General features: G+C 71.0%; 13 protein-coding genes. 8 read left to right on the top strand and 5 right to left on the bottom strand.

The window, feature by feature from the left end:
* Positions 1–58: 58 nt before the first annotated feature.
* Both ABTZ89_RS27895 and ABTZ89_RS27890 read right to left on the bottom strand, forming a co-directional pair.
* Entirely contained in the window at positions 59–574 is a 516-nt protein-coding gene (locus tag ABTZ89_RS27895; protein ID WP_351050094.1) for a 2'-5' RNA ligase family protein, read from the bottom strand.
* Positions 574–1,479 (bottom strand): iron-sulfur binding domain-containing protein, encoded by a 906-nt coding sequence (locus ABTZ89_RS27890; RefSeq protein ID WP_351050091.1) that lies wholly within the window; start codon positions 1,477–1,479, stop codon positions 574–576. Before ABTZ89_RS27890 ends, ABTZ89_RS27895 begins: the two co-directional genes overlap by 1 nt.
* Positions 1,480–1,797: 318 nt before the next feature.
* Here ABTZ89_RS27890 and ABTZ89_RS27885 point away from each other — a divergent pair, with 318 nt between their 5' ends.
* Positions 1,798–2,382, top strand: a complete 585-nt coding sequence (locus tag ABTZ89_RS27885; protein WP_270947336.1) for a hypothetical protein — start codon at positions 1,798–1,800, stop codon at positions 2,380–2,382.
* A 10-nt stretch (positions 2,383–2,392) separates the two neighbouring features.
* Here ABTZ89_RS27885 and disA read toward each other — a convergent pair whose 3' ends face one another.
* From disA to ABTZ89_RS27870, 3 genes are all read right to left on the bottom strand, one after another.
* Complete coding sequence (disA, locus tag ABTZ89_RS27880; protein ID WP_270947507.1) at positions 2,393–3,499, bottom strand: DNA integrity scanning diadenylate cyclase DisA; 1,107 nt, start codon at positions 3,497–3,499, stop codon at positions 2,393–2,395.
* A 2-nt stretch (positions 3,500–3,501) separates the two neighbouring features.
* A complete protein-coding gene (gene radA, locus ABTZ89_RS27875) occupies positions 3,502–4,872 on the bottom strand; it encodes a DNA repair protein RadA (RefSeq protein ID WP_270947335.1) in 1,371 nt (456 codons plus the stop codon).
* 111 nt (positions 4,873–4,983) lie between these two features.
* Positions 4,984–5,553 (bottom strand): copper chaperone PCu(A)C domain-containing protein, encoded by a 570-nt coding sequence (locus ABTZ89_RS27870; protein ID WP_270947334.1) that lies wholly within the window; start codon positions 5,551–5,553, stop codon positions 4,984–4,986.
* Between the two features lie 298 nt (positions 5,554–5,851).
* Here ABTZ89_RS27870 and ABTZ89_RS27865 point away from each other — a divergent pair, with 298 nt between their 5' ends.
* The 7 genes from ABTZ89_RS27865 (at position 5,852) to rlmB (ending at position 11,153) form a co-directional block, all read left to right on the top strand.
* On the top strand, positions 5,852–6,340 hold the full coding sequence (locus ABTZ89_RS27865) for a CarD family transcriptional regulator (protein WP_009947449.1): 489 nt from the start codon (positions 5,852–5,854) through the stop codon (positions 6,338–6,340).
* 19 nt (positions 6,341–6,359) lie between these two features.
* The gene (ispD, locus tag ABTZ89_RS27860) at positions 6,360–7,064 is read left to right on the top strand and encodes a 2-C-methyl-D-erythritol 4-phosphate cytidylyltransferase (RefSeq protein WP_351050086.1); all 705 of its coding nucleotides are present in this window, start codon (positions 6,360–6,362) and stop codon (positions 7,062–7,064) included.
* Entirely contained in the window at positions 7,061–7,543 is a 483-nt protein-coding gene (gene ispF, locus ABTZ89_RS27855) for a 2-C-methyl-D-erythritol 2,4-cyclodiphosphate synthase (protein WP_270947332.1), read from the top strand. Before ispD ends, ispF begins: the two co-directional genes overlap by 4 nt.
* A gap of 110 nt (positions 7,544–7,653) precedes the next feature.
* Positions 7,654–7,854 (top strand): hypothetical protein, encoded by a 201-nt coding sequence (locus tag ABTZ89_RS27850; RefSeq protein WP_270947331.1) that lies wholly within the window; start codon positions 7,654–7,656, stop codon positions 7,852–7,854.
* A gap of 191 nt (positions 7,855–8,045) precedes the next feature.
* On the top strand, positions 8,046–8,726 hold the full coding sequence (locus ABTZ89_RS27845) for an HAD family hydrolase (protein ID WP_351050083.1): 681 nt from the start codon (positions 8,046–8,048) through the stop codon (positions 8,724–8,726).
* A 72-nt stretch (positions 8,727–8,798) separates the two neighbouring features.
* Positions 8,799–10,193, top strand: coding sequence for a cysteine--tRNA ligase (gene cysS, locus ABTZ89_RS27840; protein ID WP_351050080.1), 1,395 nt, complete (start codon positions 8,799–8,801; stop codon positions 10,191–10,193).
* Between the two features lie 3 nt (positions 10,194–10,196).
* Positions 10,197–11,153, top strand: coding sequence for a 23S rRNA (guanosine(2251)-2'-O)-methyltransferase RlmB (gene rlmB / locus ABTZ89_RS27835; RefSeq protein WP_270947328.1), 957 nt, complete (start codon positions 10,197–10,199; stop codon positions 11,151–11,153).
* Positions 11,154–11,264: the final 111 nt, after the last annotated feature.

The raw sequence follows: 11,264 nt of genomic DNA, 5'->3' as shown, positions 1-11,264 counted from the left end.
GAAACTGTAAAACCCGGGCACGGCGGAGCGCAGTTTCAATTGAAACTGCGGGGTCGGGTCAGCGGGTGAGGACGGTTTCGGCGTCTCCGGTGCGGGTGTCGACGATGGCGACTTCGCTGATCGCGGCGCGCACCGCCTCCGGGGGTTGCAGGGTGCGGAAGCCCGTAGCTAGTTGGTCCTCGGTGAGGCCCTGGGCGAGGGTGCAGTGCGGGATCCAGCCGCCCGGGAAGTAGTACGCCGAGGGGTTCTGGACCCGGCCGGCCAGGGCGTCGTGGACCGCGGAGTGCACCGCGAGCAGCTCGGCGTCCACCACGGCGCCCAGCAGCAGCGTCCGGTCCTCGCCGGGGAACGTGCCGAGGGTGTGCAGCCAGAGGTCCGGGATGGACAGCAGGTCCAGCTCGGAGCGGACCGCCTTGCGCGCGGCAGGCGGGATGCTCCCGGCCGCCGCCAAGATCACGTGCGGACGCTGCTTGCCGTTCGGGCTCGGCACACCCGCGGCGTCCAGCCGCTGCCACAGGCCGCGGATCTCCGACTCCGTGCGGTCGTCGAAGAAGAACACCAGCGCGTGCGCCATCAGTGCTCTCCCGGCAGCGCGAAGCGGCCGTCGTCGGTCTGCTCGACGAGCCCGTCCACCAGCAGCGAGTCCAGGCAGCGGTCGCGCTGCCCGGCGTCGGACCACACCGCGTCCAGCTGCTCGCGCTGCACCGGACCGGTGGCCCCGCGCAGCACGTCGAGCAGCTTGCCGCGCACCTGGCGGTCGGTGCCCGCGAACTTCTGCACCTTCTTCGGCGGGCCCGCGTAGGCCGGTCGTCCGGCGTGCTGCCAGGCGCAGTCGTGCGCGATCGGGCACGACTCGCACAGCGGCGAGCGCACCGTGCACACCACCTGTCCGAGCTCCATCAGGGCCGCGGAGAGCCGCGCGGCGGACGCGTCGTCGTCGGGGAGGAGGGCGTCGACGTCGTCGAGGTCGCGCTTGGTCGACGGCGGCCCCGCGTCACCGGCGCCGTGCACGGCTCGGGCCACCACGCGCCGGACGTTCGTGTCGACCACCGGAGCGCGCTTGCCGTAGGCGAAGGCGGCCACCGCACGCGCGGTGTAGGCGCCGATGCCCGGCAGCGCCAGCAGGGTGTCGACGTCCGAGGGGACGACGTCGCCGTGCTCGGCCGCGATGATCCCGGCGGCTTCGTGCAGGCGCAGCGCCCGGCGCGGGTAGCCGAGCTTGCCCCAGGCGCGCACGACCTCGCCCTGCGGTTCGGCGGCCAGGTCGGAGGGGAGCGGCCAGCGGCGCATCCACTCCTCCCAGATCGGCTGGACCCGGTTGACCGGCGTCTGCTGCAGCATCGTCTCGCTGACCAGCACGCCCCATCCGGTGATGCCGGGGGCGCGCCACGGCAGCGGTCGGGCGGTGGCGGCGAACCAGTCGATCAGCTCGATCGGGTTCAGCGGCGGGGCAACGGGGTTCGCGGCGGAGGTCTTCATGGCACGACCGATCCTGCCAGGCCCCGGATCCGGCGAAAAACCACGCCCGTCCCAACCACGCGCAGTCACCAAAGCCTCAGCTCGGAACTCCACCCGGAACAACCTCGACGACCAGCCCAAATCCCGCTGGGAGCAAGGAGCGGGCGCCAATTTCGTACGAAATTGACCGTCACCCGGGTGAACGCCGATTTCGCACGAAATTGGCGCAACTCCCTCTACCGAGTGACGACGTTGGAGGGGGAGGATTTGGCGAGTTGCACCTTATCGGGTGATCGTCGATAGGGCTGCATGGAGTAGTCGTCGCGCTACTGTCGATCCGTGCTTGATCCGAACGGGCCGTTGTCGCCTGCGGTGTACTGGCGTCGCCGCGTGGTGGCGATCGCTGCTGCCCTGCTCGCGCTCGTCCTGCTCGTCTGGGGAGCGATCGCGCTCCTCGGCGGTTCGGAACCCCAGCCGCAGGCGGCACCGCCGCCGGGGCCGCCGGTCGCGGTGGCCGCGGACGAACCGCCGCCGCAGTGCCCGGACGAAGTGATCCGGGTGGTCGCGGAGCTGCCCCGCCCGGAGTTCAAGGCCGGTGACCGGGTTCCGATGAGCATGGTGATCACCAACGCGGGCGACCGGCCGTGCGTGCGCGACACCAACCGAACGCTGCGCGAGCTGACCGTGACCTCCCAGGCAGGCAAGCACGTGTGGTCCAGCAACGACTGCTACGCCGAGTCGACCAACGAGCAGCCACTGCTCCAGCCCGGCCAGTCGGTCCGCAACGACGTCGAGTGGTCCGGCCTGACGTCCACCCAGGACTGCGCCCCCGACCAGCCCAAGGCGGCGGAGGGCCAGTACCAGGTGGTGGCCAGGCTTGCGTCCCTCAACAGCGCCCCGGCCGAGTTCCGCCTGACCCCCTGAGCCCCCGGCGTCAGGCGAACGGGTCCACGATGGACGATTCGGCCAGGCGGGACAGACCTTCCCGCACCATGCGGGCTTGCGCGTCGCTGACCCCGCACACCTCGCGGAGTTCCTCCACCGTCGCGGCGAGAAGCCGTTGCAGGGAGCCGAAGTGCTCCACCAGCTGGTGGCGGGCCGTTGCGGGCAGGCGGGGGATCCTGGCCAGGAGCCGGTAACCGCGCGGGCTCAGGTGCTGGTCCAGGGCCTCCGGCGTGTCCGGGTAGCCGAAGGCGCCGGCGATCGCCGTCAGGTCCAGCAGCTCGGTCGCGTCCAGCTTGCGCAGAGCCCGCTTCGCCTGCTCCGACGTCGGCATCGCGCCGCTGGTCGGCAGGTACTCGTGCACGATCAGCTCGCGGTCCAGGTCGACGCCGTCGCGCGTGCCGTGCTTGGTGCGGGCATCGCGCAGCGGGCCGACCAGCTCGTCCAGCTGCAGCTGGATCAGCCGGCCGTCGCCGCCGAGCTCGATCACGTCGCCCTCGATCTCGTCGGCGATCCGCCGCACCATCTCCATCCGCTGCACGACGGTCATCGCGTCCCGCAGCGTCACGTAGTCCTCGATCTCCAGCGCCGACAGCGACTGCGCGACCTCGGCCAGGCGCGCGGTGTAGCGCTCCAGCGTGGACAGGGCCTGGTTGGCGCGGGACAGGATCTCCGGCGAGCCGATCAGCACGTGCCGGTGGCCCTGCGTGTAGACGCTGATGATGCTCATCGACTGGCTGACCGACACCACCGGGTAACCGGTCTGGATCGCGGTGCGCTCCGCCGTGCGGTGGCGGGTGCCGGACTCGTCGGTGGGCGTGCTCGCATCGGGCACCAGGTGCACGTTCGCGCGCATGATCCGCCGGGCGTCGGTGGACAGCACCACCGCACCGTCCATCTTGGACAGCTCGCGCAGCCGGGTGGCGCTGAACTCGATGTCCAGGTGGAAACCGCCGTCGCAGAGCGCTTCCACGGCCGGGTCGTAGCCGAGCACGATCAGCCCGCCCGTGCGGCCGCGCAGGATGCGCTCCAGGCCGTCGCGCAGGTCGGTGCCGGGAGCTAGCCGGGCCAGCGTGGCGCGCAGCGCCTCGTGGCTCATCGTCACCTCACGATCTTGAGCGCGTCGCCGATGTTCGACACGACCGTGGCCCGCACGCCCTTCGGCAGCGGACCCGAGTCCGGGGGCACCAGGGCCCGGTCGAAGCCGAGCCGCGCGGCCTCGGCCAGCCGCCGCCCGACCCCGTTGACCCGGCGGATCTCGCCCGCCAGGCCCACCTCGCCGACCACGACCAGGTTCGGCGGCAGCGGTTTGCTCTTGCGCGAGGAGGCGATCGCCAGCGCCACCGCGAGGTCCGCGGCGGGTTCGCCGACCTTCTGGCCCCCGACCGTCGCGGCGAACACGTCGTACTCGCTGGTGGGGATCTTGCCGTGCTTGCCCAGCACGGCGAGCGTCATCGACACCCGCGCCGAGTCCAGCCCGCTGACCGACCGCCTCGGCATCGCCATCTGGGTGTGCATCAGCAGCGCCTGGACCTCGACCAGCAGCGGCCGCTTGCCCTCGACCATGACGGTCACCGCGGTGCCGTCGACCACCGACTCCTGCCGGTTGATGAACAGCCCGGACGGGTCGGGCACCTCGGCGATGCCGTCGTCGCGCTGCTCGAAGCAGCCGACCTCGTCGGCGGGGCCGAACCGGTTCTTCACGCCGCGCAGCATCCGCAGCGCCGAGTGCCGGTCGCCCTCGAAGTGCAGCACCACGTCGACCAGGTGCTCGAGCACGCGCGGACCGGCGACTGCGCCGTCCTTCGTGACGTGCCCGACCAGCACCACCGGCAGCCCGCGCTCCTTGGCCAGCGCCACCAGCGCGGTGGTGACCGCCCGGACCTGGGTGACGCCGCCGGGCGTGCCCTCGGCGTCCGGGGACTGCACGGTCTGCACCGAGTCGACGATCAGCAGCCCGGGCCGCACGGCGTCGACGTGCCCGAGCACGGCGGACAGGTCGCTTTCCGCGCCGAGGAACAGCTGCGGGTGCACCGAATCCGTCCGCTCCGCTCGAAGGCGCACCTGACCTGCGGATTCCTCGCCCGTGACGTACAGCGACGGGCCGCGCGCGGAGTTGGTGGCCCAGCGGTGGGCGACCTCCAGCAGGAGTGTGGACTTGCCCACACCCGGCTCGCCGGCCAGCAGCACGACCGCGCCGGGCACGATGCCGCCGCCGAGCACCCGGTCCAGCTCGCCGATGCCGGTGGACACCGCGCGGGCCGAGTCCAGGTCGACCTCGGCGATCGGACGCGCCGGAGTGGCCGGCGCACCGGCGCTGACCTTGGCCAACGCGGGTCTGGCCGGGGCGGCCTCCTCGATGGTGCCCCACGCCTGGCAGCCCGGGCAGCGCCCGACCCACTTGGCGACCTCGTGGCCGCAGTCGGCGCAGCGGTAAGCGGGACGAGCGGCTTTGGCGTTCTTCGGCGGCACGATGGCGAGGCTATCCGCCTACGCAGACGCCGCTACTGCGCGCCCTTGGGGCCGGAATGCGAATCGGGCCGCCCGCTCCAAGCGGACGGCCCGATTCGGTGAAGCTCTGGGTCAGTGCTCGCTGCCGTGGTCGCCACCGTGGTCCGGGCGCTCCGCGTGGTCGGTGCCGATCGGGACCTGGACGGTCACCGGGCCGGCCTTCTCGAACACGAAGGTCACCGGGACGGTCACCCCAGCGGTGATGTCCTGCTTGAACCCGTTCAGCGTGATCTCGACCCGGCGCTCACCGCTGTTCTTGGTCAGCTCCGGGGAGGCGCCGACGGCGTGCAGCGCGGTGTGGCTCGGCAGGTCGGTGACACCGCCGATGGTGGCCGGCGCCGTGGTGTACGGGCTGGTGACCTGGACCAGCTTGTCGGCCGGGCCCTCGTTGGCCAGCACGGCCTCGAGCGGGGCGGACGAGCCGGCCGGGTACGACGTGCCAGCGGTCGGGAAGGTGAACATCGCGTTGCGGACGGAGACCTGCTGGACCTCGCCGTTGCCACCGTTCACGGCGGCGACCTGCGTGTCGGTCTCGGTCACCTGACCGGCGCTGCACCCGCCGAGGGCGACGATGGCGCCGATCCCGAGTGCGGCCGGAATCAACCGCAGGCGGAGGGCCTTGTGGTGCTGAGAGCGGCTCACGGTTGCAGCGTCCTTCCTGATTGCCGGACAACCACGTGGAGCTTAATGCCCCGCCTGCGCGGAGGTGTCCCAGGGTCTTGCCGAGCTACGCATCGAGGGGCGCCGAGGTGCCGAACATTCGCTCGACATGGCCGTCCACTGTGGACGATTTCAGTGGGCCGAAAGGTTCTTCCTTGCACGTTCGGGTGCCCTTTGTCAACCCCAGTCCATGGCTTGACCTGCGAATACGGCTGATGGGCCGTCGAAGGCGAGTTGCCCGGCGTGGTAAAGTGGGCATAGCGAAAGGGGCAGAGGACACATGGTTTTCAAGGTCGGAGAGACCGTCGTCTACCCGCATCACGGTGCCGCGCTCATCGAAGCAATCGAGACTCGTGTGATCAAGGGCGAGGAGAAGCAGTACCTCGTCCTCAAGGTCGCGCAGGGCGACCTGACCGTGCGCGTTCCCGCGGACAACGCCGAGATCGTCGGTGTCCGGGACGTGGTCGGCCAGGAGGGTCTCGATCGGGTCTTCGACGTGCTGCGAGCCCCGCACACCGAAGAGCCGACGAACTGGTCTCGACGGTACAAGGCCAACCTGGAGAAGCTCGCCTCCGGCGATGTGAACAAGGTGGCCGAAGTGGTGCGCGACCTCTGGCGACGCGAGAAGGATCGTGGCCTGTCCGCAGGCGAGAAGCGAATGCTGGCGAAGGCCCGTCAGATCCTGGTGAGCGAGTTGGCGCTGGCCGAGGGCACTGACGAGGGCAAGGCGGAAACGCTCTTGGACGAAGTCCTCGCCACTGCGGTTTGATCATCGGGAACGATCGAGCGTGAGCGTTGTCGCGCTGGTCCCCGCGGCTGGTCGCGGGGTGCGCTTGGGGTTGGGGATGCCCAAGGCGCTGGTTCCGGTGAACGGTGAATCGTTGTTGTTGCGCGCGGTCCGCGGCCTGTTGGCTGCGGGCTGCGTGCAGCACGTCGTCGTAGCGGCCCCGCCCGACCAGGTCGAGCTGGTGGCCGCGGAATTGGCCGAGCTCCCGGCTGCGCACGTGGTGCCAGGGGGAGCGGAGCGAACGGACTCGGTGCGCATCGCGCTCGACGCCGTCGAGCAGGTCGCGCCGGATGCGCGGGTCGTCCTCGTGCACGACGCCGCGCGTGCCTTCACGCCTTCCTCGGTGATCCAGGACGTCGTGCGCGCGGTCGAGGAGGGCGCTCCCGCGGTGATCCCGGTGCTGCCGGTCTCGGACACGATCAAGCGCGTCGACGAGGCCGGTGACGTCGTGTCGACCGTGGACCGGTCCGAGCTCAGGGCCGTCCAGACCCCGCAGGGCTTCGCCATCGAGGTGCTGCGCGAGGCGTACGCGGCCGCTGGCGACATCGCCACGGACGACGCCGGGCTCGTGGAGCGGATCGGCGGCAAGGTGCGGACCGTGGCCGGTCACCCGAACGCGCTGAAGATCACCACGGCGTTCGACCTGGCCATCGCCGAATCGGTGCTGGTCGAGGGCGCGCCGCAGAACACTGGAGAACTCGCGTGACCGAGCTGCTTCCCCGCGTCGGGCAGGGCGTCGACGTCCACCCCGTGGAATCCGGCCGCGACTGCTGGGTCGCCGGCCTGCTCTGGGAGGGCGCGGACGGCTGCGCCGGTCACTCCGACGGTGACGTCGCCTCGCACGCGCTGTGCGACGCGCTGCTGTCGGCGGCCGGGCTGGGCGACCTCGGAGCCGTGTTCGGCACCGACGACGACCGCTGGGCGGGTGCGCACGGCGTCGACTTCCTGGCCGAGGTCCGGGACCGCGTCGCGGCGGCCGGATTCCGCATCGGCAACGCGACGGTGCAGGTCATCGGCAATGCGCCGCGCATCGGCAAGCGCCGCGAAGAGGCCCAGCAGGTGCTCGCGGAAGCGATCGGAGCGCCGGTGTCGGTCTCCGGCACCACCTCCGACGGCCTCGGCCTCACCGGCCGCGGCGAAGGCATCGCCGCCATCGCCACCGCCCTCGTCTTCCCGACGGCCTGAACCCGAGCCCGGTAACGGGCGGGTGGCTGGGGTTACGGGCCGGCGGAGTCCGGGAAAACTCAGGGTCCGCGGTCTTTAACGTCAGGGCCGGTGCGCGCGATATTCGAAGCATGGAGGTCGAGCGGAACCGGTGGATGCGTCGGCTGCTCGTTGCGCAGCCGGTCGTGGTGTGGCCAGTGTCCTTCGTGCTGTGGTCCGGGGGCGGCGGGCTCGGCCTGGCGCTGGCGGTGTTCCTGTTGTGGATGAGCGCGGCGATCTGCGTCGCGGGCATCGTCGTCCCGATGCGCGGTCAGCAGAGCTCCCGCTGCTGAGGCGTTCCCGGAATTCAGCACCGTTCCCGGTGTTGAACTGTGCCCTGGTCCCGGGCGGGATCAGGTGAGCCCGACCAGGGCATTCCGGGCGCGGTTCCCGGCAGAACTGGCAATTCAACGCGGTCCGCTCCTCGGGTGAGCTTGGCCGCATGTCGGTGCTGGGGCCGTTCCGCGCGCATACCTTGAGGCTCGTGACTCTGCGCGCGGTGCTCTTCGACTTCTCCGGCACGCTGTTCCGGCTTGAGGAAGATCCGTCCTGGTACGCCGATCTCACCGATGCCGACGGCGCCCCGTTCGACCTGGCCGCCCAGGCCGAGATCATGCGGCGGATGACCGCGCCGACCACGCAGGTCGTGGAGCTCGGTGCCGAGTACCAGTACGCCTGGGACAACCGCGACCTCGACCCCGAGCTGCACCGCAGGGTCTACCTGGAGGTGCTGCGCAGCTCCGGCGTGCGCGACGGCCAGGCCGAGTCGCTCTACGAGCGCGTGGTCGATCCCGACTACTGGACCGCGTACCCGGACGCCGCCGAGACGATGCGCAGGCTGCACGAGTCCGGGGTGAAGATCGGCGTGATCAGCAACATCGCCTTCGACATCCGTCCCGCTTTCGAGCGGATCGGCATCGCCCGATACGTGGACGAGTTCCTGCTGTCCTACCTGGAAGGCGTGATCAAGCCGGACGCGAAGATCTTCCTGCGCGCCTGCGAACGCCTCGGCGTCGCGCCGGAGGAGGCGCTGATGATCGGCGACAGCGAGGAAGCCGACGGTGCCGCTGCGGTGGTCGGATGCCAGGTCGCGATCGTCGAACCGGTGCCCACCGCGCAGCGACCGGACGCACTGCTGGCGGCCGTGGCCGATCTGCTGCGCTGACCGTCACTACGGCCTTGACGTGACCGCCCCTGTCGTGATTGGGCGCGGACCGGCCCCCGTACCATCGGGGTTGTGAGCCTGCACCTGCATGACACCGCGACCCGAACGACGCGCGAATTCCACCCGCGCTGCGACGGAGTGGCGTCGATCTACGTGTGTGGTGCCACCGTGCAGGGCGTCCCCCACGTCGGCCACGTCCGCAGCGGCCTCAACTTCGACGTGCTCCGCCGCTGGTTGCAGCACCACGGCTACGACGCGCGCCTGGTCCGCAACGTCACCGACATCGACGACAAGATCCTCACCAAGGCGGCCGAGGCCGGCCGGCCCTGGTGGGAGTGGGCCGCCACGCACGAGCGCGCCTTCGAACGGGCCTACGACCAGCTCGGCTGCCTGCCGCCATCGGTGCTGCCCCGCGCGACCGGGCACGTCACGCAGATGGTCGACCTCATCCAGCGACTGATCGACAAGGGCCACGCCTACGCCGCGGGCGGCGACGTCTACTTCTCCGTCGACTCCTACGCCGACCAGTACGGCAAGCTGTCCGGGCAGCGCCTCGACGAGGTGCAGCAGGGCGAGACGCTGGCCAGCGGCAAGCGCGACCCGCGCGACTTCACGCTGTGGAAGGCCGCCAAGCCGGGCGAGCCGAGCTGGCCGACGCCGTGGGGCAGCGGCCGGCCGGGCTGGCACCTGGAGTGCTCGGCGATGGCCACCTTCTACCTGGGCAGCGAGTTCGACATCCACGGCGGCGGGCTGGACCTGGTCTTCCCGCACCACGAGAACGAGATGGCGCAGTCCAACGCGGCCGGCGACGGGTTCGCCCAGTACTGGATGCACAACGCCTGGGTGACGATGAGCGGCGAGAAGATGTCGAAGTCGCTCGGCAACGTGCTGTCCATCCCGGAGGTGCTGAAGCGGGCCCGCGCGGCCGAGCTGCGGTACTACCTGGTCACCCCGCACTACCGGTCCACCCTCGAGTTCTCCGAGGCCGGGCTGGCCGAGGCGGTGGCCACCTACCGCCGCATCGAGTCGTTCGTGCGGCGGGTCGGCCAGCGCGCCGGTGCCGTCGGGCACGGTGAGGTGTGCGCGGAGTTCGCCGCGGCGATGGACGACGACCTGTCGACGCCGCAGGCGATCGCGGTCGTGCACAACGTGGTCCGCGAGGGCAACGCCGCCCTGGACCGCGGTGACGACGAAGCCGCCCGCGACGCTGCGGCGTCGGTGCGGGCGATGACCGATGTGCTCGGGCTGGACCCGCTGTCCGAGCAGTGGGCCGAGGACTCCGGCGCGGACGACGCCGCGCAGCGCGCGCTCGGCGATCTGGTCGAGGCCATGCTGGAGCAGCGCAAGCAGGCCCGCGCGGAGCGCGACTTCGCCACCGCAGACCTGCTGCGCGACCGGTTGCAGGCCAGCGGGATTGCCGTCGAGGACACCCCCGACGGTCCGATGTGGACATTGAAAGACGGGTAACACGTGGCTGGCAACGACAAGCGCCGCGGCGGCATGCGCAAGACCAACAAGAAGGGCATGGTCGTCGGATCCGGCGGGCAGCGACGCAGGGGCCTGAAGGGCAAGGGCCCGACGCCGAAGGCGGAGGAGCGCGTCAGCCACCCCGCGAAGAAGCGCGCCGACCAGCGCGCGAAGGCCGACCAGCAGCGCGCGAAGCGCCAGGCGGCGGCGGATTCGCAGCCCGAGCTGGTGTGCGGGCGGAACCCGGTGGTGGAGTGCATCCGCGCCGGCGTGCCCGCGAGCGGGCTGTACGTCGCGCAGGGCATCGACATCGACGACCGGGTCAACGAGGCGGTCCGCGAGGCGAAGTCGCGCGGCATCTCGGTGGTCGACATCCCGCGCTTCGAGCTGGACCGGTTGACGAACAACGCGATGCACCAGGGCCTCGCGCTGCAGGTGCCACAGTTCAAGTACGCGCACCCGGAGGACGTGCTGAAGGCGGCGCACGACTCCGGCATGCCGCCGCTGATCGTGGCGCTCGACGGCGTCACCGACCCGCGCAACCTCGGTGCGGTCATCCGCTCGGCGGCGGCCTTCGGCGCGCACGGCGTGATCGTGCCGCAGCGCCGCAGCGCCGGGATCACGGCGGTGGCCTGGCGGACCAGCGCGGGCACGGCGGCCAAGCTGCCGGTGGCCAAGGCGGTCAACCTGACCCGCACGCTCAAGGACCTCAAGAACGAGGGCCTGATGGTGATCGGCCTCGACGCCGACGCCGACGTCACCTCGGACGAGCTGGAACTGGCGACCGGTCCGCTGGTCGTCGTCGTGGGCTCCGAGGGCCGCGGCCTGTCCCGCCTGGTCCGGGAGACCTGCGACCAGACGGTCTCGATCCCGATGGCCGGTGGCGTCGAGTCCCTCAACGCCTCGGTGGCGGCCGGCGTGGTCCTCTCCGAGGTCGCCCGCCGTCGCCGTACCCGCTGACGGCGCCCGGGCCCCCGACCTGACGCAAATTCAATGGAAATCGAAGGTCCGATTTCCATTGAATTTGCGGAAGTTCTCCACAGCCAGGACGACTTGTCCACAGGTGTCGGC

The organism is Saccharopolyspora sp. NPDC002686 (assembly GCF_040295745.1).
In the GTDB taxonomy this organism is placed as follows: Bacteria; Actinomycetota; Actinomycetes; order Mycobacteriales; family Pseudonocardiaceae; genus Saccharopolyspora; species Saccharopolyspora oryzae.
Note: the sequence above shows the minus strand (reverse complement) of the source record. Positions and strands in the feature narration are given on the sequence as shown.

What these genes read in the sequence shown, in the direction of transcription:
- ABTZ89_RS27865 (WP_009947449.1), top strand. Translation starts at nt 5,852, where the DNA reads ATGGTTTTCAAGGTCGGAGAGACCGTCGTCTACCCGCATCACGGTGCC.
- ABTZ89_RS27895 (WP_351050094.1), bottom strand. Translation starts at nt 574, where the DNA reads ATGGCGCACGCGCTGGTGTTCTTCTTCGACGACCGCACGGAGTCGGAG.
- ABTZ89_RS27850 (WP_270947331.1), top strand. Translation starts at nt 7,654, where the DNA reads ATGGAGGTCGAGCGGAACCGGTGGATGCGTCGGCTGCTCGTTGCGCAG.
- disA (WP_270947507.1), bottom strand. Translation starts at nt 3,499, where the DNA reads ATGAGCCACGAGGCGCTGCGCGCCACGCTGGCCCGGCTAGCTCCCGGC.
- ABTZ89_RS27890 (WP_351050091.1), bottom strand. Translation starts at nt 1,479, where the DNA reads ATGAAGACCTCCGCCGCGAACCCCGTTGCCCCGCCGCTGAACCCGATC.